The organism is Streptomyces sp. NPDC003247, from assembly GCF_042888135.1.
Classification (GTDB): Bacteria; Actinomycetota; Actinomycetes; order Streptomycetales; family Streptomycetaceae; genus Streptomyces.
Genome location: NZ_JBIAPF010000006.1, coordinates 244,461 through 267,687 on the forward strand (window position 1 = coordinate 244,461; position 23,227 = coordinate 267,687).

The following is a 23,227-nucleotide window of genomic DNA, read 5'->3' on the forward strand; positions in this document are numbered from 1 at the left end:
TTCGGATCGTCAGCCCCTTGCGGACCCCTCCCCCCAGGTGGCCGCCGGTCCGGGGGCCGGCGGGGGCGGGTGCGTTCCTCGGCCGCGCACGGGGGCAGGGCGGCGACCGGAGCCCCGGCCGTCGGTCGCCGCCCCTCCCCCGGTGAACGGGTGGCGATGACGCGCCACCGCGCTTCCTCAGCCGATGGTCACGACACGCGCCCAGGGCGGCGGGACGTCCGGGACGTAGTCGGCGTCCTCCTCGTCCACGGCCCGGGCGGGACGGGGGAAGAGACCGACGACGGTGCGGCAGGGCGGCTGCTCGGCGGGCCACGGGGTCTGCCCGTCCGTCAGGGCGACGATCACGTCCGGGCGGGGCCGGGTGCGCAGCGCCCGGGCGAAACCGGAGCGCAGGTCCGTTCCCCCGCCGCCGACGAGTTCGATGTTCTCGGCGCGGCAGAGCGGCACGGCGACCCCGGCCGCCGCGTCGCAGGAGATCACCGACACCAGGTCGCGCCGTCCGCCCACCGCCCGTGAGATCGCCGCCACCTCCAGCAGCGCGCCGCCCAGCTCGGCGTCGCTCACCGACCCGGAGGTGTCGATCACGACGCGGACCCGGGGCGGCGTACGGCGCAGGCTCGGCAGCAGCACCCCGGGCACCGCTGCCGAGCGACGGGACGGACGGCGGAAGCTGTGGTTCTCGCCCACCCCCGGCGCACCCGCCGCCGAACGGACCGCCGCCCCCAGCAACTGCCGCCACGGCTGCGGCGGATGGAACGCCTCGTCCGCCCACCGGCGCCACCCCTGCGGAGCGTCGCCCGGCCGCCCCTTGATCCCCTCGGCGACCCGGAAGCGGACCGCGTCCCGCTGCTGCCTGCTCAGCCCGTGCGCCCCGTCGGGCCCCAGCTCCCACGGCCGGTCCTGCCCGTCGGCACCACTGCCGCAGTCCAGCCAGGCCAGCTCCGCGGCGAGCCCGGACATCGACGCCCTCCGCAGGTACTCCTCCATCAGCAGTCCGTCGGGCAGCCGCAGCAACGACGGCAGCACGGCCCCGGCGGGCAGCGGCAGACCGTCACCGTAGATGTCGTCGTTGATCTCGAAGTCGGCGGCGATGTTGCGCCGCAGCCGCTCGCCCGGCCCGTGCTCCCCGTGCTGTCGTGCATACCGTTCGCCCCGGCCGTGGTGGTCGCGGAGCAGGTGGGTGACCTCGTGCACCCAGACGCCGGCCAGCTCCTCCACCGGGGTGCGCGCCACGAAGCCCGGGGAGACGTAGCAGCGCCAGTGAGCGTCCACCGCCATCGTCGGCACCGACCGGTCCTCCACCACGTGCAGCGCGAAGAGCGCGTCGGCGAGGTAGGGACGGACCTTCACCGCGTGCAGCCGGGCTGCCAGCAACTTCTCCGTGTCCAGCGGGAGTCCGGGCCGGTCGTACGGCTCCTCCGTGTCCAGCGGGAGTCCGGGGCGGTCGTACGGCTCCTCCGTGTCCAGCGGGAGTCCGGGGCGGTCGTACGGCCCGCCGGGGCCGGCCGGCGGCCTCGGCAGGGTGGCCCGCACCGGGCGCGGGGGTGCCGGCCGGGACATCGGGCGCGGCAGCGGGTGCGGTCCCGGGCGCTTCGCGGCCCCCGTCATCGGCACGCCTCCGACGCGCGCCCGGCGCCGGCCGCCGCCATGGCCCGCCCCACCGACCGGTCGGCCCGCCGGGCGATTCCGACCACTCCGGCCAACCGCTCCACCGCCTCCGGTACCTCCCAGTCGTCGCGCCGCAGCGAGGCCAGCACCGTGGCGGGGGCGACCAGCAGGTCCGGGGCACCGGTCTCCAGCGCCCGGACCAGCACCGCCCAGCCCGCCTCCCACCGCTCCCGCTCCGGCCGCGCCCCGACGGCGGCCACCACGGCCTCCAGCGCGGCCTGACGCAGGTCGCCCCGCGGCGGCAGTTCGGCGGAGGCCGGATCGGCCAGCAGCGACTCCGGGTCCGGCAGTTCCATCCGGTCCAGATGGGCCAGGAACTCCAGTCCCGGACCGTCCCCCACCGCGCCCCGCACCAGCAGTGCCAGCACCTCCCGGGAGGTGGAAGCCGCCGTGCCGAAGGCCAGCAGGGCCAGCGCGGCCTCCCAGCTCCGGGGCGAGGGCCAGGCTCCGCCGCGTCGCGTCTCGGTGCTCGGCAGCCGGTGGATCAGCGTCGGCCGGGCCTCCAGGAAGCCGCAGACCGCGCGCCGGGCGAAGGCCACCGCCTCCGGCAGCCGCTCCGGCACCAGCCGGGGCAGCTCCGTCCGGGGCCAGACCCCGCCCAGCCCGCGCACCACCACCTCCCGGTCGTGCACCCAGTGCAGGTGCACGAACCGGTTGGCCAGCGGCGGGCTCAGCTCCCACCCGTCCGCCGCCGACGCGCGCGGATTGGCGGCGGCCACGATCCGCACCCCCGGCGGCAGTCGCAGCGCACCGACCCTCCGCTCCAGGACGACGCGGAGGAGGGCGGCCTGGACGGCCGGCGTGGCGGTGGAGAGTTCGTCCAGGAAGAGCAGCCCCCGCCCGGCCCGGACGAGGTCCACGGCCCACTGCGGCGGTGCCATCGGCACCCCCCGCACCGCCGGGTCGTCGCCCACGACGGGCAGTCCGGAGAAGTCGGTCGGTTCGTGGACGCTGGCGATCACGGTGGTCAGCGGCAGGTCGAGGGAGGCGGCGAGCTGCGTCAGGGCCGCGGTCTTGCCGATGCCCGGCTCGCCCCAGAGCAGCACGGGCAGGTCGGCCGCGACGGCCAGGGCGAGCGCCTCGAGCTGCTCATCCGGGCGCGGCTCGGTGGTGGTCGTCCGCAGGAGGGTCAGGAGGTCCTCCGCGACGGCGAGTCGTGCGCCGGTCCCCGATGCGTCGGCGAGGAGGGGTGCGCAGGTGCCGACGGCCGGGACCGGGGCGGGCGGGAGCGTGCTGGAAGTCATGGCATCACCTTGGGTGGGACGAGGAACGGGTCAGCCCGTCCGGGATGTTCGTGGGAGGGGGCGTGCGGCACGGAACACGGAACGCGCGCGATGCGTCCTGGGGGTCGTGGGTGAGGCAGCCGGTCGCCCGGTCAGCGGGGCAGGCCGGTGCGGGGACGGGCCCGGCTGCTCCGCTTGCGGCGCACGGCAGGAGGCGTACGGCGGTCGAGGCGGGGACGGTGGCCCGCCTCCGCGTGTCCCCCGCCCGTGGCGTTCCCGCCGCCCGGATCACCGGCACCGGGGTGTACGCGGGCCAGTCCCGAGCGGAAGAGCCCGTGGTCGACGCGGCGGGCGGCGGCCGACTCCAGTTCGCGTCGGAGCGGCCCGTCGCGCAGGACCGCACCCGGACCGAGCAGCCCCTCGACCACGGCCAGCGCCCCGGCGACATCACCGTGGCGGAGCCGTTCCCGGACCGCGGGCAGTGCCTCCGGGGTGCGGTGCACCACGTCGATCGCCCGCAGGCAGGGCAGCGCCGGCCCGCCGAGCGCCACCAGCAGCTCCTCGCGGCGCAGTTGCGCCGGGTCGTGGTCGATCGCCGTCAGCACACCGTCCCGCAGCGCGATCCGGTGGACCTCGCCCCGGCACTCCACCCGGTGCGGATCGCCGGTCCCGGGACCGGTCCCGGGACCGGAGCCGGGACCGGAGCCGGCCGCCGGTGCCCAGGCGGACGCCGTCGCCCGGCGGGACGCCGCCGACGAGCCGGACGTCGCCCCTGAACCAGGCACCTTCCCTGAACTGGGCGCCGTCCCTGAACCGAGCGCCGTCCCTGAACCGGACGTCGACCCCGAACCAGGCTCCGTCCCCGAACCGGACGCCGCCAACGCCGCGGCTACGAGCGGATGCAGCCGATCGGTCGTGAGCAGACCGGCCCGCAGCAGTTCCAGATCCGGGAGGACCCTGGCCGCCGCCTCCGGCAGGAGCGGGAGCGCGGCGACCTCCTGCGGTGGCAGCTCCTCGCGGAGCGGCCGGAACGTCGGGGCGTGGCTGTCGTCGGGGGCGACGAGTTCGAGCACGGCGCGGCTCCGCGCGCCGAGCCGCACGGTGAAGGCCCCACGCGGGCGCTCCTCGGACCGCAGCAGCAGCTCCGCCTCGGCGGCCCAGTTCGTCCATGCCCAGGAGTGGTCGTGGACGGTGAGCCGGTCGAGCCGATCCGGCAGGACCGGCCGGCCGGGTGCGTGGGACCGGCCGGGCGGCGCCGAGGGCGGTGGTTGGCCCGCGTGGCACCGCCGCGCCAGTTCGCCGCTCCGCCCGGAGTCCCAGAGATGCCGGTGCAGGTCGAGCCGGAAACGCCGGTCGGGATGCGGGTGCGGATGGTGTCGGGGGGCACCGTTCCCGGACTCCTCCCACAGGTCCAGGGACATCCGCTGTCCGGCGTCCGCCCAGGCCGGCGGTGTGCGTACCACCAGGTGCAACGGTGTGGCGGCGGAAAGCCGGTATCGGGCAAGGGAGACGGTGAGGCCGGGCCGGAGCCGCCCGTCGGGGGCGATCCGGGGCATGTGCCAGCGGAGCAGATCCGGCGCCAGCCGGCGCAGGTCCGCACGGAGGTGGGTCAGGAGATCGGTGCCGTGGCGGTCGCGCACGGCGCGCAGGTCGAAGTCGACGTCGATCCGGGCGGCGGCGCAGGCCCCCGCCCAGTCACCGACCGCACGCCGTGCGGTCGCGGACTCGATCATGGACTGTGGCACGGCGTACTCGCGCACGCGCTGCCACATCGAGAAGCGGGCGAGAATGTCGTCGGCGAAGGCGAAGTGATGTGCCATCAGCACTCACCTTGCGCGGACGATTCCCCCATTCCGTACGAGGAGAAGTTCTTCATCCCTCACATCGTAAGCACCACACTGATGATGTGTCATTCCTATTAATCACGGCCGGCCACGGACCCAGCGCGACCATCACAACCAGCGCAACCAGCGCAACCAGCGCAACCAGCGCAACCAGCGCAACCAGCATGACCAGCACGACCTGCCGTCATAGGCAAACCATTTCATCGCGCACGCAAAATCCAGCCATCCTTATTCATTATCGAGATAAATGACAAATTTTTAGACAAACACGCTGTCAACTACTGTGCACCGATAGAGTCGGACGTGCGTGGAGAGCCGACATCTCCCCGGTTTCGCCGGGACGCCGGAGGTGCATATGGCACTGGTCGTGGTTCGGTTGCACCCCCTCGGGGATCCGGTCTCGGGTCCGGTCTTCTCCTCCATGCTGGAGGGGCTGACGATCCGCCTGGTCGATCTGTCCACGGCGGCGGGCGAGACCCAGATCGGCAGCCCCGCCCGTTACGTGGCCCCACCGCACCCGGCCCATCCCGAGCTGCCCCACCCGGACACGGGCATCGTCCAGCACTTCCGGCTCACCGGCCCGCCCCCGACGGGCGTGTTCAAGCCGCTGGCCGCGGCCACCGCGCTCTTCGAGGTCGCTCCGCCGCATCCGCCCACCGGTCGGCCCGAACACGGCACCCGGGACCTGCGGATCGAGGTGTCACGCGACGGCGGAGTCATCCTCGTCCGCCGGATCTTCATGAACGTCCCGGAGGCCACCGGCTCGATCCCGGCCGACCGTGGCGTGTTCCCCGGCATCGGCCCGACCTCGCTGTACCTCGCCCTGCCCCCGGCGGACGCCCAGATCGACCCGGCCGACGCGTACGTCGAACTCCCCGCCGACGGCAGCCCGCCGGCCTACGACGGACTGCTGAACGCCGTCGCCCGGGTGCTGGGGCACGACCCCGGGACGCCGCCGTCCCTGACCGGGCTCAGCGTGGCGCAGGCCCGGCACGTGGCCCGTGAGATCGTCTGGAACCAGAAGTTCCGGCCGATGCCCGTGCCCGACACGGCCGAACTGGGCAAGCTGTACACCGACCCCGTCGGTACGGCCGACGACGCCGAACGCGGCCGGTTCGAGGCCAGGCTCACGGCGTACTACGCCCAGGGCGACGCGGACGCCGAACGCCTGACCACGTATGTCTACGCGCTCGTCACGGCGGTCGACGCGGAGGCCCGGACGACGGCGGCCACCGAAGCGGCCCTCACCTTCCCCGTACTGCCGGGACAGACCGGCACCGGCGAGCGGTACACGACGGCACGGGCGCTGCTGACGGGCCTTCCCGCGACCGCCCGGTTCACCGTTCCCGCGCGCTACTTCTACGCGCTCGGGGCAGGCCTGCCCGTCACCCACGACGCCGACCAGCGCTACCGGTCCGCCGTCCTGGCCGACGCGGAGCGGCTGCGCGTCATGCTCAGGTCCGCCAAGGACGCCGGGGTGATCGACGAGCGGCCGCCGGCCACCCCGCCGCCCGTCCCCGCCGGACAGCCCCCGGTCACGGACGCCCCCGCCATCGGCATCGCCCGGGCCGTGCGCCGGCTGCGGGCCCTCGGGGACACCTCCGGCAAACCGGCCCGTCTCGCCGCGGCCGGCGACGTCCTGGCTCTGGTCACCGGCTGGCTCGCGGTCCCCCAGGCCGACATCGACACCGCGTTCTGGGACACCGTCGTCACGACGCACCCGAGCGGTCACCTCGATCTCGTGCTCACCGCGCTGACGCGCGGCTACGTCGTACAGCCCGGCGACACCCCGCTCCGCGTGAAGATCCGCGCCTGGCTCCGGCCCGCGGACGCGCCCGCCCTCTCCCGCATCACGGCCGCGCAGTGGGAGGCGTTCTTCCGCGACGCCCCGACCTGGCCGGCCGACCTGCCCGACTTCACCCGCCCCGGCACCCCGGACGAACGGCTCCAGGCCTTCATCCAGGAAGTGCGCAAGTTCTTCGTCCTCGCCCCGGCGGTGCCGCCCGTCCCCGGGAACGCCCCCGACACGCCTCCGCTGCTGCGCGTGCCCGACGGCGACCCGATCAACCTCTTCACCGCCGCCTACCGCACCCGCGCCGGAGCCGACTTCGTGTTCGGCGGCACCAACGACCCAGGACACGTCCGAGGAGCGCTGACCGACGTCGGGAACGCCCTGTTCACCGCGGACCCGCGCGGACGGCAGTGGCTCACGGCCGCGGTCACGACGGTCGACGACCTCATGCGGCTGGCCGCCGCCGTCCCGGCGCCGCTGCGCTTCTCCGTCGTCGAGGCCCTCTACGCCCGCGGCTTCACCAGCGCCGCACAGGTGGCCGCCCGCACCCGGCAGGCCCTGCGGGACGCCCTGATCGGCACCGTCGCGGCCGACTTCGCCGACGCCCTCGGCACCGCGGCCGGAGGCCCGGCCCCCGAACCCGGCGCGGGCGGCGACGGCCGGACACCGGTGCCGGTCAACCCCGACGGCCGCCTGGTCGACTGCCGGCCCCCCGACCACCTGTCCGCCCTCGGCCCCGTCGCCTACCTCAAAGCCCTGCTCGCCCTCCCCCTCACCGCCGACTGCCGCACCCCGGACGGAACACCGCACGGCGACGAGACCCCGGCCACCCTCGGCGACCTCGTCGTGGCCCGCCGCGGTCCCGTCGACCGGCTGCACGCCACCGCCGCCAACCTCACCGCCGCGGTCCCCGTCATCGACCTGGTCGACGAGTCCCTGGAAGCCCTCGCCGGCAACCCCGCGGCAGGCAGGGGCACCGTCCACGACACCTCTCCCGGCGCCACCGACGAGGACCTCGCGGCCCGGCCCGAGCACTCCACCCCCGCGGTCCCCCTGCCGGCCGGTGCCTCCTACGCCCCCCTCGCCACCGACGTCAGCCACCCCCTCCTGCCCTACCACCAGCCGCTGGACGTGGCGCGCAGCCACCTCGACGCGCTGGGCACCAGCCGGTACGAGGTCATGCGGGCCTTCCGCCGCGACATCACCGAGTTCGTCATCGCCCCGGGCGCCGAACCCCCCGGGTTCCGCCGCACCGTCCGGCGCTACCCGCTGCGCCTGCCCATCGCCCTGGAGTTCCTCGGGATGAGCCCGCAGGAGTACGCCCTGCTCTTCTCCCCGGGTCCGGCCACCGGCCCACGGACGGGCACCCCCGTGTGGGAGTACTACGGTTTCGCCCACCAGGTCGAGAACGACCGCTCCTGGACCGACCTCGTCGTCCGGCTGCCGCGCTTCCTCGACGCGACCGGCCTGGACTGGTGTGCCTTCCTCGCCCTGTGGCGCAGCGGGATCGTCCCGTTCGGCCGCCGAGGCCCGGAGAGCCAGGAGAGCCAGGAGAGCCAGGCGGGCCGGGAGAACCGGGAGGAGCAGGTCCACCCGGAGCCGGAGCGGCCCGCGTTCCCCGACTGCGAGCCGTGCCGGCTCGACGACCACGTGCTCGACCTGGCCCACCCCGTGGACGACCTGCGCCGCCTCGCGGTCGTCATCCGGCTGTGGCGGATCCTGCGCCGGGCCGGCACGCCCGCCCTCACCTTCGCCCAACTGGCCGACGTGGCGGCCGTGTCGCCGCTCTTCGGCCCGGACGGCTCCCCGAACCCCGACTTCGTCCGGCAGCTGGCCGCGCTCCAGCTCCTGCGCCACCGCTTCGGCCTGCCCCTCGGGCCCCCGACGGCGCGGCAGGACAGACCCCCGCCCCAGTCACCGCCGGGAACGGCGCGCAGCCCGCTCCTCGCGCTGTGGGCCGGACCGGACGACCCGCACCGGGACTGGGCCGTCGGCGCGCTGCTGGAGCACACGGGCGGGCACGCCGTGCGCCGGTTCGGCTGCCGGCCGCGTCCGGCGAGGTTCCTCGAGATCCTCGCCGAGAACCTCGACCGGCTGTCGGCCCTCGCCGGATTCGACCCCGCCGATCCCCTGGCCCGCTGGCACTCCCGGCCGACCCACACGCTGCGCTTCGCCGAGGTGCTGGCCAAGCTGTACGCCGGCGACCTCGGCGTGGGCGAGCTGCTGTTCCTCTTCACCGTCGAGGAGCACGCGCAGGGCGACGACCCGTTCCCTCTGCCCTCGCCCAACGAGACCCGCGACGACCCGCTCGCGCTGCCCGACGACGACACGGCCCACTCGCTGTGGCGGCTGCGGGAGCGGCTGCTCGCCGTGGAGCCGTCCGGCGGGGGCGACGAGGCCGCCGCCTGGTCGTGGTCGCAGGTCGACGCCGCCCTGCGCACCGATTTCGGCTACACCGGCGCGCCCGGCTCCGGCCCGCTGTACCGGCTCGGGGCGCGTCTGTTCCCCTCGCTGCTGGAGGACGACGGCATCGTCGTACCGGTCGAGGACCGGCGCTGGAGCACACCGCTGGCCGGTTCACCGCCCGCGATGTGGAACACCCCGCCCGACGGCCCCTTCCGCCACGCCGTCGACCGGCTCACCGCGACACTGCCGATGCGCGACGAGGAGGTCGCCGCGAAACTGGCCCGGATCCGTCAGCTGCGCCCCGACGAGCAGCACGCGGTGCGGGAGCTGCTCGCGGGGCCCCGGGCCGACCTGGCGCCGTTCGCGTTCCTCTTCGACGACGCCGAGGCGGCCCTGCGCCTCCTGGTGCGCGAGGACGACGAACGCGAGCGGTTCGCCTCCTTCGCCCGCTCGGTACGCCGGGCGGTGGCGCGGGCCGGCGTCGTCGCGGACCACCTCGCGGAGCACGTCGAGGCGGTGACCGGGCAGCGCCGCGAGGGGACGGCCGCGCTCGCCAGGACCCTGCTGCCGGCGCTGCGCGGCGACGAGAACGCGGGCCTCGCCCCCTGGGAGAACGACGCGGGGACGGCGCCCGCCGTGACCTGGGACGGTGTGCACGGTGCCGCGCCGGCGGCCCTGCTCTCGGTCACCGGCACGGGGCTGCTGGGTGAGTACCGCCGGGTCACCACCGCGGGCCGGGGTCCGCTCGTCTGGCGGCAGCCCACCTCCGCCCTGCGCCTGTTCGGTCCGGGCCGCGACGAGGTCGCCGTCGCCGTGCCCGGCCTGGTGCCGGGGCTCGACGCCACGCTGACCGTGCGGCAGGCCCGGTTCGCCGGGGTCCGCAACGGGTTCGCGCTGAGCGACCCCACCGGCGAACCCCTCGGCGCCGCGGAGGGCTTCGCCGTCCGCTGGACCGGCAGCCTGCTCGTCGAGACGGGCGGCGCGTACACCTTCTTCGCCGGTGCTCCCGGGCAGGACGGCGAGGTCCCGGACGCCGGGGCGGCGCGAGCCCGGCGCTGGCGGGTGGTCCTGCGCCGGGGACAGCGGATGTGGGTGGTCCTGGCCCGGCACTGGCCGGGCGAGACGGGCGCGCCCGAGTGCGCGGCCGAGCTGGAACTGCGGCGTGGTGCCTACGACGTGGACATCGAGTTCGTGCAGCCGACACCGGAGTTCGCCGAGGCCGACGACGTGCGCCCGGCCACGACCGGGTTCGAACTCGCCTACAGCGGCCCGGACTCCGGCGGCCGCCCGATCGCCCTGCCGCAGCACCGGCTCTACCGGCGCACCCAGGACCCGGGTCCCCTGGACCGGAACCTGGAGGACCTCACCGACACGGAGCGGCGCGCCCTGCGGGAGCGGTACACCGGCTCGCTGCGCGACGTGCGGCGCACCTACCAGCGGGCGTTCAAGGCGCTGCTGCTGGCCCACCGGCTCGCCCTGTCCGCGGCCCCGGTGGCGGACGACGGGCAGGGGGAGACCGGCTATCTGCTCGCACACCCGGACCGGTTCTCCGGCGCGGCCTACCGCGCGGAGGGCGGCGCCCACACCGTCCACCTGGCCGGCTTCGACCCCGACCTGCTGCCGGTCGCCGACCCCTATCTGCCACCTGATCCGGCCGTCGACCAGCGGGTCGCGCCGTCGACGGTCCGGCAGCAGGCGCTGACCGACGTCTGGGAGCGCCTGTTCGACTACACGGTCACGCGTGCCGAGACGGCGGGCTCCCCGGAGCGGCCCCTGTGGCTGCTGTTCCACGAGTCCGCGGAAGGCCACCCCGACCTGCCCGCGGATCTGCTGCGGTACGTCGGCGTGGACCTGCTGCGCACCCCGCTCGTCACGCTCTTCGCCGGCGGCCCCGCTCTGGTCGGCGACGACCTCCTGGACGAGCGCTGGCCCATCCGCGTCCGGCACGCGGACCTGCTGCTGCGCCGGGTGTCGCGCCGCTTCCTGGTCGCGGACATCCGGGCCGCACGGCCGGATCTGTGGGCCGGCGACGATCCGGCCGGGGGGAACGCCAACCTCACCGCCTTCGTCGCCGACGGCCTCCTGTCGGCCGGGCCGCCGCGCCGGCATGCCGATCTGCGCGCCCTGTCCGACGGGCTGCGCGAACGCGGCCGCGCCGCGCTGCTGGCCCACCTCACCCGCTTCGACCGGGTCACCGGCGTCGGTGGCGTCCCGGTCCGCGAGGCCCGGCACCTCAGCGACCTGCTCCTCCAGGACGTCGAGGCCGGACCGTGCGAACGGGTCAGCCGCGTCGACGACGCCATCAGCGCCGTACAGGCCCTGGTCGGCCGGGCTCGGCTGGGCCAGGAGCCCGGCTGGGAGCCCACGTCCGGGTTCCTGGCTCTGTGGGACGCGCGGTTCGCCCGCTACCGGCTGTGGGAGACCTGCGCCCGGCGGCGGTTCTACCGCGAGAACTGGGTGGACCTCGACGAACTCGCGCTCGCCCGGCGCAGTGAGGCGTTCGCCTTCTTCGAGGCGGGGTTGCGCCGGGGCACGCTGACCCGGCCCGAACCGGGCGGACTCGACGTGTGGGCGCAGCCCCCGGCGCCGGAGCACCCCGGGGTGGCGCTGCTCCAGGTCCGCGACCCGGCCACGCTCCACGGCATCGACCCCGCCCGCCACGGATTCGACCTGCTCGGCACGGACCGGCGGCACGCACGTCCCTCGTGGCTGGCCACGGTGGTCCCGCCGGACGGCGACGCCGCGGTGGCGCCGCCGTCCGGCGACCGGACCCACGGACCGTCCGAGGGCGGCGGCGGGGGCGACGACCGGGAACCGCCGGACGGCGGCGGGAACAGCGGAAACGACCATCAGTCACCCGCCGACGGGGGAAATGACGGAAGCGACCACGACCCGCCCGCCATGACCAGCAACACCGGAAACGACCACGACCCGCCCGCCGACGGCGGATTCGGTGCCGACGGCCACGAGCCACCGGGCGACGCCCCGGTCGTCCTCGGGACGGCCGGGCACGACGAGGACGGCGAGGGCGGCGAGGGCGGCCAGGACGACGCGGGCGACGCGGGCGGCCAGGACGACGCTGGCGACGAGGGCGGCGGGGACGACGGCCCGCGCTCCTCCGCGGCGGTGGAACTGCCCTGGTGGACCGAGGCACCGGTGCGGCTCGGCACCCGCTTCCTGCGGGTCGCCGCCGCCGGGGACCCCACCGTCACGGCCGGGCCCGCGACGACCGGCCCGCTGCCCGCCGTCGCCGCGTCGTCGTGCTGCGCCACCTGCGGCTGCGCACACGGCCCGCTCGTCGACGAGTACTACTTCTGGCTGGTCGACGCCCGGCTCCACGACCCCGTCGAGCAGGACCCGGGCTGGCCCTGGCACGAGCCCGACCAGCTGCCCGGCCTGCTGGCGTGGCCCCAGCGGCGTGCCGTGCGGCTGGCCTGGTGCCGCGTGCGCCACGGGGAGTTCGGCCCCGTCCGCCACAGCGACGAGGCACTGCGCTGCACGGACGGTGCGTCGCTCGGCCTCGCCGGGCGGACCGACGACTCGGTCCACCTCGTCGTCACCGGCGGCATCGCACCGCCGGGGCACGCGGCGCAGCCGCCCGGGTTCCGCTACGACATCGCCGTGGACGACGTCGTCGTACTGCCGCAGGCCGTGGCCGCACCGCCCGGGCCGCAGCCGCCGGCCGGACCCGTGCATCCGGGCCGGTTGCCCGCCTATCCCTACTTCGTGTTCCACAGTCCCGGGGCACCGCTGGTGCCGGCCTCGCCGCACGCGCCGGCGACGGCCGTGGCGGCGGCGCTGCGCGCGCACTGCCGGCCCGGTGCCGCGCTCGGCTGGTACCGGCTCGCCGCGGACGTCGCGCGCGGCGACGCCTCCTGGCTGCGCCGCGCCGGCGGGGACGAGCGGTCGCGGCACCGCGGATGCTGCACGGACAGCACGCGCGCCTCGGAGGAGGACGTCCGGCGGCGCAGCATCGTCCTGCACCACGCCGAGACGCTGCTGGAGTGGGCGGACGCCCTGCTGCGCTCCGGAGGGGGACCCGAGGAGCTCGACCAGGCGCGGGTGGTCCTCGACGGGCTCCAGGCGATCCTGGGCCCGCGGCCGCGTCGGGTCCTCGACACCGGTACGGCGCCGCCCGGCGAGACGCCCACGGTCGCCTCGCTGGTCCCACACCCGGCACCGCCCAACCCGCGGCTGATCGGGCTCTACGACAGCGTCGAGGACCGGCTGTGCCTGATCCGCGCGTGCCTGGACGCGCGGCGCCTGCCGGCCCCGCGGCCGCCGGACGGCCCGTTCGCGGGGAGGGCCGAGCCGGTCGAACGGATCGGCTGCGACGACGTGTGCGCGCCGGACAGTCCGTACCGCTTCGGCTTCCTGGTGAGCCGCGCCCGTGAACTCGCCGCGGAGGTGCACGCCCTCGGCGTGGCGTTGCAGGGCGCGTTCGAGCGCGGGGACGCCGAGTTCCTCGCGGCCGTGCGCGCGGACCAGGAGCGCCAGGTGCAGGCCCTGTCGGTGCAGACCCGTCGGGTGCAGTGGCGTGACGCGGACTGGCAGGTGCAGGCGTTGCGCAAGACGAAGCAGATCGCCCTGACCCACCGCCGCTTCTACGCCGACCTCGTGGAGAGGGGGCTGATCCAGGGAGAGAACGACTACCTGTCGCTGACCGAGCAGTCCGTGGGCAGCCACGGCACGGCGATCCCGCTGGAGGCGACGGCACAGGCGCTCGGCTTCATCCCCGACATCTGGCTCGGCGTGGCGGGCATGGGCCCGCTCAACGCCAACCAGCTGCCGCTGGGCACGAAGCTGGCCGGGGTGTTCTCCGCGGCCTCGCGCATCGCCGGGATCTTCGGCACGATCGCGGGGATCACCGCCTCGGAGCGGCTGACCGAGGCCGGCTGGGACCGGCGGGCGGCCGAGTGGCGTCACCAGGTCGAGATCCACGACATCGAGATCGAGCAGATCGAGCGGCAGCTCCTGGCGGCCGAGCGCCGCCGGGACGCGGCGCAGCACGAGCTGGACGAACAGCAACTGCGCTGGGAGCAGGCCCGCATCACCGAGGAGATCGTCCGGGACAAGCTCACGGGACACGCCCTGTTCCTGTGGCTCCAGCAGGAGACGGCCGCCCTCCACCGGCAGGCCTACGAGCTGGCCGCCCGCGCGGCGGTGCAGGCGCGGCGCGCCTTCGCCCTCGAACGCGCCGTGCCCGCCCCGGACTTCCTCGCCGACGCGCGCTGGGACCGGCTGCACGAGGGGCTGCTCGCCGGTGAACGGCTCGGCCTCGCCCTGCGCCGGATGGAGCAGGCCTACCTCGACCTCGACGACCGCGAGTACGAGCTGACCAAGCACGTCTCGCTGCGGCTGCACGCGCCGGTGGAGTTCCTGCGGCTCCAGGCCACCGGCCGCTGCGAGTTCGAGCTTCCGGAGTGGCTGTTCGACCGGGACCACCCGGGCCACTACCTGCGCCGGATCAAGAGCGTCGCGCTGACGGTGCCCTGTGTGGCCGGTCCGTACACGGGCGTCCACGCGCGGCTGGCCCTGCTGGCGAGTACGACGCGGGTCAGTCCGCTGCTGACGGAGGAGCCGGCGCCGTGCTGCCCGGCACGGCCCGGTGACCACGCGGCCGGCCGGGCGCGCGGAGGGAGTCGCGGAGGTGCGCCGGGCGAGGGGTGCGGGTGCGGGTGCGGGTGCGGGCAGGGAGGCTACGCCCTGCTGCCCGAGGATCCGCGCGCCGTCCGCAGGTACGCGGCCCGGGAGGCGGTGGCCACCTCCACCGGCCAGAGCGACAGCGGCATGTTCGAGGTCCGCTTCCGGGACGAGCGCTACCTGCACTTCGAGTACCAGGGCGCGGTGAGCCGGTGGCTGCTGGAACTGCCCCAGGAGGACAACCAGTTCGACCTGTCGAGCGTGACCGACGTCGTGCTGCACCTGAACTACACCGCGCGGGAGGGCGGCACGGCGCTGGCGCGGGCGGCGCGGCGGGAGGCGCACGAGCGGCTGCCCGGCGACGGGCTCCGCGTGTTCGACGTGGAGCAGGACCTGCCGCAGGCGTGGTCCGCGTTCCGCCGCGGCGGCGAGGACGAGGAGCGGCCGCTGCCGCTGCGGCTGTCACGCGCGATGTTCCCGTTCCTGCCGGGTGACCGTGCGCTGCGCATCCGCCGGGTCGAGTTCTTCCTCGAGGCCGGGCACGCCCGCCCGTCGCTGCACCGCCCGGTGCGGTTCAGGCCGCCCGGGCGCCGTCGGGCCGAGGAGTTCGAGGACGTCGAGTGCGTGGCGTCGCGCGACTGGCCCGGCCTGTTCCACGGCGTGCTGCCCGACCTCGGCGCGGAGGGCGGCCCGACGCTGGTGCACGGCGCACGGGAGGCCGACCTGGGCACGGTGACGGTGCCGCCGGGGTTCGGTGAGGTCTCACGGCTGTGGCTGCTGTGCGGCTACGAGGCCGACGACCGCGGGCGGGAGCGGCGATGACCGACCTGGACCGGGAGGCGATCGGGGCCTTCGACGGCGCGGCGCGGGACGACACCGGGCAGGGCTCGGCCGGGCCCCGGCCGGACCCGCTGCCCGGGGCGGAACTGCCCTCCGCCGGCGGGGCGGTCCGCGGGATCGGCGAGACGTTCGGCACGGACGCGGTGACGGGCACGGCCTCGTTCGCCGTCCCGGTCCTGCTCACGGCCGGCCGCGACGGCTTCGGCCCCCAGCTGTCGCTCGGCTACGACAGCGGGCAGGGCAACGGGCCGTTCGGGTTCGGCTGGTCGTTGCGGCTGCCGGCCGTCACCCGGCGCACCGACCGGGGCCTGCCGCGCTACGACGACGCCCACGAGTCCGACGTCTTCGTCCTGTCCAGCGCCGAGGACCTCGTCCCCGCCGGTCCGGACCGGCGGGAGGGCGGCCACCTGGTGCGCGGCTACCGTCCCCGGGTGGAGGCGGGCTTCGCGCGGATCGAGCGCTGGACGAGCGTCCACGACCCCGGCGATGTGCACTGGCGTTCCTGGTCCGCGGAGAACGTCCTGACGGTCTACGGTGTCGACGCCGACTCCCGGATCAGCGACCCGCGGGCGCCGGAGCACGTCTTCTCCTGGCTGATCAGCCTGACCCGGGACGACCGCGGGAACGTGATCGCCTACGAGTACGACCGCGGTGACGGCGTGCGGGACCGGGCGCAGCGCTATCTGCGGTGTATCCGGTACGGCAACGCCGTACCGCTCCTGGACGACGCCGGGGAGCGCCCCTCCTCGGTGACGGCGGCCGAGCTGCGCGCGATGCGCTGGCACTTCTCGCTCGTCCTCGACTACGGCGGCCACGACCCGGAGCGGCCGGGCCCGGAAGCGGACCGGCGCTGGTCGCCGCGCCCCGATCCGTTCTCCTCGCGGCGCGGCGGGTTCGAGCTGCGCACCGAGCGGCTGTGCCGCCGGCTGCTGATGTTCCACTCCTTCCCCCTCGAACCCGGTGTCGGCGACGACTGCCTCGTGGCCGCGACCGAGCTGACCTACGCGCCGGCCCCGGCACCCGGCGAGGCCGTCCGCCCGGTCTACGCGGAGCTGACCGCGGTCACCCACGCCCGTTTCCGGCGCAGGCCCGAAGGCGGGTACCGGCGCAAGGCGTTCCCGCCGGTGGAGATGGCCTACAGCCAGGTGGCCGTCCGGCACGAGGTGGAGGCCGTGGAGCCGCGGGAGCTGGCCCGGCTGCCGCACGGCCCGGGCCGGCTGCGCTGGCTGGACCTGCACGGCGAGGGCATTCCCGGTGTCCTGAGCGAGCACCCGGGCGCCTGGTACTACCTGCGCAACCTCAGCGCCCGCCCGGCCGGACGGCCGGGGGTGCGCCTCGGCGAGCCGGCGCCGGTGCCGCGGCTGCCCAACCGGACCCTGGCCTCGGGTGCGCAGTTGCTCGACCTCAGCGGGGACGGGCGCCTGGACGTCGTGGACCTGACGGGGCCGCGGGCGGGGCTGTACGAGCAGGACGAGCAGGGCGGCTGGCGGCCCTTCCGCCCCTTCGCCGACCCGCTCGTCGGCGATCCCCGGGCGGATCTGCGGCTGCTCGACGTCACCGGTGACGGTCTCGTCGACGCCCTGCGCCTGGCGCCCGACGAGCTGGGCTGGCACGAGGGGGCCGGCGCGTCGGGCTTCGGCCGTGAGCACCGGGTGCCGGTCGATCCGGCGCAGTGGCGGGGCACGCGCGTGCGCTTCGGCGGCGACGGGGACGGCGCGCTGCTGCTGGCGGACATGACCGGGGACGGGCTGCGGGACCTCGTCCGGATCGACTGCGCCCAGGTCTGCTACTGGCCGAACCTCGGATACGGGCGGTTCGGCCCCCGGCAGCTGCTGGAGAACTGCCCCCGCTTCGACACCGACGACCGCTTCTCCCCCGGCCGCGTGCGCCTGGCCGACGTCGACGGGACCGGCACCAGCGACATCGTGTACCTCCACCCCGACGGGCCGCGCCTGTACTTCAACCAGTCCGGCAACGGTCTGAGCCGCGAGGTCCGGCTGCACGGGCTGCCGAGGACCACCGACGTGGACGACTGCGACGTCGTCGACCTGTTCGGGAACGGCACGGCCTGCCTCGTGTGGACCTCTCCCCTGCCGGGGGACGCGGGCCGGGCGGTGCGCTACGTCGACCTGATGGGCGCCAAGCCGCATCTGCTGACCCGGACGACCAACAACCTCGGTGCCGAGACCCGTGTCCACTACCGCTCCTCGACGTCCTTCTACCTCCAGGACGAGGCGGCGGGCCGTCCGTGGCGCATGCGGGCGCCGTTCCCGGTGCAGGTGGTGGAGCGGGTCGAGTCGGTGGACCTGGTGGCCCGGCACCGGCTGACCACGCGCTACGCCTACCACGACCAGTATTTCGACCCCGTGGAGCGGGAGCTGCGCGGCTTCGCGGTCGTCGACCAGTGGGACACGGAGGACGTCGACGCTCCAGGGGAGGGGGGCTGGGAGAACTCCGACCCGGCCGTGCTGGTCGCGCCCGTCCACACCCGCAGCTGGTTCCACACCGGTGTCCGGCTCGGCGGCGGCCGGGTGAGCCGTCTGCTGGCGGACGAGTACGACGAGGGGTGCGCCCGCGACGGACTGCCGGACAGCCGGCTCCCCGAGGGCCTCACCCCGCAGGAGGAGCGCGAGGCCTGCCGCGCCCTGAAGGGCAGGCTGCTGCGGCAGGAGGTGTACGGGCTCGACGGGTCGGAACGGCAGTCCGTGCCGTACAGCGTGCTGGAGCACAACTTCACCGTGCGGCTGCTCCAGCCGGCGGGCCGCAACCGGCACGCGGTGTTCCTCGCGCACCCCCGGGAACAGCTGACGGTCCGGTACGAACGCGACCGGGACGATCCACGGGTCACGCACGCGATCACCCTGCGGGTCGACGACTTCGGCCGGGTGCTGGAGGAGGTGGCCGTCGCCTACGGGCGGTTGCCCGTGGACCCGCGGCTGACGGCACCGGTCGACCGGGAGGAGCAGGCCCGGACCCTGGTGACGGCCACGGTGTACGAGCACACCGAGCCGCTGCTGGACGATCCCGACCACTACCGGCTGCCGCTGCCCGCCCAGCAGAGCACGATCGAGGTGACGGACGTCGTCGTGCCCGAGGGCGGCCGGCTGTCCTTCGAGGACTGGACCGGCTCCGGTGCGCCGGCCGCCCGGCCGCACCGGCTGCTGCGGCGCACCCGCACCCTGTACCGTCCCGACGACCTCGGCGGCGCCGACCCGCTGGCCCTGCTGCCGTTCGGCCGGGCGGGGCGGCGGGCGCTTCCGGGGCTCGGCCTCACCCTGGCGTTCACGTCCGGTGTCCTGGCCCGCGCCCTGGTCCGGGACGGGCGGCCGCTGCTCGCTGCCGGGGAGCTCGACGCGGTCCTGCGCGAGGGCGGCTATGTGCCCGGTGACGTCCCCGGCGAGTGGTGGGTGCCCTCGGGGCGGACCTTCCTCGGCCCGGCGGGCGCCTTCCCCGGCGAGGAGGCGGAGGCGGAGTTCGCCTACGCGCGGGCCCACTTCTTCCGGCCGCGCCGTTACCGCGATCCCTTCCAGGACGGTGTCACCGGTGCCGACCGCGAGGTGCGCCACGACCGCTACGACCTGCTGCCGGTCGACACGGTGGACAGCCTCGGCAACCGCAGCACGGTCGGCGAACGCGGGCCGGACGGACGGCGCGAGGAAGCGGCCGGCGGCGGCGTGGACTACCGGCTGATGAAGCCGGTCCTGGTGACGGACGCGAACGGCAACCGCTCCGCCGTGGCGCTCGACACCCTCGGGCTCGTCGTGGCGACCGCGGCCATGGGCAAGCGGGACGAGCGGCTCGGGGACTCGCTGGAGGGGTTCGACGACGCGTTCGTCGACGCACCGGCCGGAAAGGACGCCGACGACGCCGGCCTCGCCGACGACGCCGAGCGGCTGCTGCGCGGCGCGTCCCGGCGTCTGTGCTACGACCTGGAGGCCGTCCGCCGGACGGCGTCCGGGCCGGTGGTCCGGCCGCTGTCGGTGCGGACCATCGTGCGCGAGCGGCACCTGAGCGACCTCGCGCCGGGCGAGACCTCGCCCCTCCAGCAGAAGTTCGTCTACGTCGACGGGTCCGGGCGGGAGATCCAGGCCAAGAGCCAGAGCGACGAGCCGGGCGGCTGGATCTCCAGCGGCTGGAAGGTCTACAACAACAAGGCGAACGTCGTCCTGTTCCACGAGCCGTTCTTCACGAGCACCCCTCGCTACGAACCCGGCCGGCGCGAGGGGGTGTCGACGGTCCGCTGCTACGACGCCGCTCAGCGGCTGGTCGCGACCGTCTTCCCCGACGGGACCTACACCAAGCGGGTGTTCGGCGCCTGGTGGTCGAGCACCTGGGACCGGGCGGACACCGTGCTGGCCGATCCGCGTCACGATCCCGACATCGCCGTGGCCACCCGCGGGCTCCCCGCGCTCCTCCCCGCGCAGTGGCGGCCGTGGTACGCGCAGCGCGTCGACGGCGGGCTCGGCGAGGCCGAGCAGCGGGCCGCCCGGGCCAGCGCGGCCCACGCGGACACCCCCGACGTGGAGTGGTCCGACGCGCTGGGCCGGACCGTGCTCGTCCGGCGGACGGACGGGTGCCGGGCGGTGGAGAGCCGGGTGGTGCGGGCGATCACCGGCGAGGTGCTCGCCGTGCACGACGCGATGCCCGACGAGGATCCGCGCGGGCGGGCCGTCAGCCGCGCCGACCACGACCTCCTCGGCCGGGTCGTCCGGCACTGGGCGCTCGACTCGGGCTCCCGCCGGCAGCTCGCCGACGTCCTCGACCAGCAGTTGCGCACCTGGGACTCCCGCGGTCACCTCACCCGGACCCGCTACGACGCCGGCCGCCGTCCCGTCGCCGTTCTCGTCACGGGCGCCGACCCCGACCGGCCCGGGGCCGAGGTGACCGTGGAGCGTGTCGTGCACGGGGAGAGCCTGGCGGACGCCGAGCGGCGCAACCTGCGCGGGCGTGTCCACCTGCGCTACGACCAGGCGGGGCTGTCGGTGTGCGACGGCTATGACTTCAAGGGGAGTCCGCGTGCGTCCACGCGGCGCGTGGCCGTGGCCTACGACCGCGTCCTCGACTGGGCCGAGGACCCCGTGCGGCCGCCGGGGGACGACGTCCTGGAGCCCGCGCGCCTCGACGCCTCCACCCGTCTGGACGCCCTGCACCGCCCGGTCGTGCTGGCCTCGCCCGCGCTCGGCGGGCCGGGGAGCGTCACCCGCTACCACTACGGCCGCTCCGCCCGGCTGTGTGCGCTCCAGGTGCAGGTCGAGGGCGAGCTGGGCCCCGACGGGCAGCCGGTGTGGACGGACGTCGTCGTCGCCGTCCACTGCAACGCCCGCGGTCAGCGCACCCGGATCGAGCGCGGGAACGGCCTGGTCACCGACTTCGACTACGACCCGCTGACCTTCCGGCTGGTCCGCTCCCGCTCCCGCCTGGGCTCCAGGACCGTGCAGGACCAGCACTACACCTACGACGCCGCGGGCAATCTGGTCCTGGTGCGGGACGACGCCGTGCCGCCGGTCTTCTTCCGCAACCAGCGCGTGACGGGCGAGTCCGCCTACCGCTACGACGCGCTGTACCGGCTGGTCGAGGCGACGGGCCGCGAGCAGCTCGGGCTCGTCGACGCGGGCGTCCCGCAGCGGCCCGGACGGCCCGTCGCGCACACCGAGGACGGGATCGCGCTCGCACGGTACGTGGAGCGGTACGCGTACGATCCCGCGGGCAATCTGCTGCGGATCGCCCACCGCGGCAACGACCCGCAGCACCCGGGGTGGACGCGGGAGTTCCACTACGCGCCTGGGTCCGGGAACCGGCTCCTCGCCACGTCCGGCGCCGACGGCGACGGCCCGCGGGAGACGTACGCCTACGACGCGCACGGGAACACGGTGGCGATGCCGCACCTGACCCGGATGGACTGGGACCACCGGGACCGGCTCAGGTCGACGTGGCGGCAGGTGGCCGACGAGGGCGGCGAGTCACCCACGGCCGCCGTCGACCGGACGTACTACGTCCATGACGCCACCGGTGACCGCATCCGCAAGGCGACACGGCGTTCCGGCGGCACGCCGGTGCACGACGAACTGTCCCTGACCGGCGTCGAGTTCGTTCGCCGGCACGCCGGCCCCCACGCGGGCCTGGTCCGCACCGGCCTCGACGTGGGGGACGGCGTCGGCGTGTTCGCCCGCGTCGAGACCCGCAACGACGTGGACGACGGCTCGCCGCGTCGTCTGGTGCGCCACCAGCTCACCGACCATCTGCGGTCGGTGGTGCTGGAGTTCGACGACGAGGGCAGGTTGCTGTCGGCGGAGGGCTACGCGCCGTACGGCGGCACCGTCTGGCGGGCCACGCGCGGGCAGACGGACGCACCGGCCCGCCGCGGCTTCCTCGGCAAGCAGCGCGACGACGAGACGGGCTTCTACCACATCGGTGCCCGCTCCTACGTCCCCTGGCTGGGCCGCTGGCTGTCGTGCGACCCGGCGGGCCAGCTCGGCCCGACCAGCCGGTACGCCTACGCCGCGTGTGATCCGGTGAACCGGCTGGACGACAACGGCGCCTGGGACATCAGCTGGAAGGACGTCGCCATCGGTGCGGCGGTCGCCGTCGGGACGGTCGCCGTGGTGGCGGTCGTCGTGGCGAGCGCCGGCACGGCGGCGGCTCCGGTGATCGCGGCCGCCGCCTCGACGCTCGGCGTGAGCGTGAGCGAGTCCGCGCTCATCACCGGGGTGGCGGTCACCGGCACCGTCTTAGGTGTCGCCGGGACCGTGAACACGGCCAACGAGGTCGCCACGGGCAGGACGGTGACCGGAAGGGTGCTCAGCGACCAGGAGCGCTCCCGCAAGCTGGGCGCGCTGCCGGTCGAGGCGGTGGCGACCGTCCTGGGCATGCGGGGCATCTCCTTGGGAGGCGGTGGCGGGGGCGCGGCGCCGGGCATCGCGGCCGATGTGTCGGTCGGCGCCGACGGGGCCGCGGCGCTGACCCGGCCGGCCTTCGACTTCGGGTTCAGCCTGCCCAAGCTCGTCGCGAACGCCGAGGCCATCGCCCCCGCGCTCATGGCCACCGCGGTTCCCGTGGCCACCGCGATCGCGGGCGGGGGCGGCGGGGGCGGGGCGTCCGGCGGGTCCGGCGGGCAGTCCACCGAGCCGAACCAGTCCCCCAAGCCCCCGCCGGAACCGAACAGCTCGTCGGCGACCGACCCGGGTGCCGCCGCCGGCACCGCGGGAGCGGCCACCAGCGGCACCGGCGCGGGCGGAGCCACGTCCGGCGGCTCGACGGCAGGCCCGCAGGTCGCCCCGTACAAGCAGATCGGCGGTCACCACATCCACCAGTCGGCCGCCAACTCCCCGGCCGGCCAGATCTCCCGCGCGGGCAACGCCAACCACGGCGACGCCCTGGCCATCGAGCAGGGCGTGCCGGGCTTCACCGAGGCCGACCACAACCTGGCGTCCGCGCTCCAGCGCAACGCCAACCGTGCGATGTGGGGCAAGGAGATCACCGACAAGCCGATCGGTCCGGTGACGCTGACCGCCGGCGGAGAGGGCACGAAGCTCGGTTCGCCGTCGCCGTACTTCGAGGACGTCAAGGCGTTCTTCGCCCTGCTCGCCGCGGGCCGCCCGCCCGAGCAGTCCCTGATCGACGTGCTCCGCTCACGCGCGCAGATCGATGCGTCGGGGACCGCTACAGTGCGCGTCCCGACCCGTTGACGGGCCCGGCTCCCCGCGAGCCGAGCCCGTCGCTGCCGGTGCTCGGCCCTGGGCGATCGCCGGAGCTTCGCGGGGTCCGTGCGTGGCGTCTTCCCCTGCGTCCGCCGCTGAGCCATCATGATCCGC

5 protein-coding genes are annotated in these 23,227 nt (G+C 75.4%); 2 read left to right on the forward strand and 3 right to left on the reverse strand.

Annotated features, from left to right (window positions below; translation table 11 throughout):
- Positions 1–177: 177 nt before the first annotated feature.
- The 3 genes from ACFYWQ_RS22105 to ACFYWQ_RS22115 form a co-directional block, all read right to left on the reverse strand.
- A complete protein-coding gene (locus ACFYWQ_RS22105) occupies positions 178–1,608 on the reverse strand; it encodes a VWA-like domain-containing protein (protein WP_389518567.1) in 1,431 nt (476 codons plus the stop codon).
- Entirely contained in the window at positions 1,605–2,912 is a 1,308-nt protein-coding gene (locus ACFYWQ_RS22110; RefSeq protein WP_389518568.1) for an AAA family ATPase, read from the reverse strand. The genes ACFYWQ_RS22105 and ACFYWQ_RS22110 overlap by 4 nt, the downstream gene beginning before the upstream one ends.
- A 131-nt stretch (positions 2,913–3,043) precedes the next feature.
- Positions 3,044–4,711 carry a hypothetical protein gene (locus ACFYWQ_RS22115; protein ID WP_389518569.1) on the reverse strand — a complete coding sequence of 556 codons (1,668 nt, stop codon included), beginning with the start codon at positions 4,709–4,711 and terminating at the stop codon, positions 3,044–3,046.
- Between the two features lie 379 nt (positions 4,712–5,090).
- On the opposite strand from ACFYWQ_RS22115, the gene ACFYWQ_RS22120 reads away from it, so the two are divergent.
- A complete protein-coding gene (locus ACFYWQ_RS22120; RefSeq protein ID WP_389518570.1) occupies positions 5,091–15,398 on the forward strand; it encodes a neuraminidase-like domain-containing protein in 10,308 nt (3,435 codons plus the stop codon).
- Positions 15,395–23,101: a SpvB/TcaC N-terminal domain-containing protein gene (locus tag ACFYWQ_RS22125; protein WP_389518571.1), complete on the forward strand. Its 7,707-nt coding sequence runs from the start codon at positions 15,395–15,397 to the stop codon at positions 23,099–23,101. The genes ACFYWQ_RS22120 and ACFYWQ_RS22125 overlap by 4 nt, the downstream gene beginning before the upstream one ends.
- Positions 23,102–23,227 lie beyond the last annotated feature (126 nt).

Excerpts from the sequence above, each read along its gene's own strand:
- ACFYWQ_RS22105 (WP_389518567.1), bottom strand. The coding sequence starts at position 1,608 with ATGACGGGGGCCGCGAAGCGCCCGGGACCGCACCCGCTGCCGCGCCCG.
- ACFYWQ_RS22110 (WP_389518568.1), bottom strand. The coding sequence starts at position 2,912 with ATGACTTCCAGCACGCTCCCGCCCGCCCCGGTCCCGGCCGTCGGCACC.
- ACFYWQ_RS22115 (WP_389518569.1), bottom strand. The coding sequence starts at position 4,711 with ATGGCACATCACTTCGCCTTCGCCGACGACATTCTCGCCCGCTTCTCG.
- ACFYWQ_RS22120 (WP_389518570.1), top strand. The coding sequence starts at position 5,091 with ATGGCACTGGTCGTGGTTCGGTTGCACCCCCTCGGGGATCCGGTCTCG.
- ACFYWQ_RS22125 (WP_389518571.1), top strand. The coding sequence starts at position 15,395 with ATGACCGACCTGGACCGGGAGGCGATCGGGGCCTTCGACGGCGCGGCG.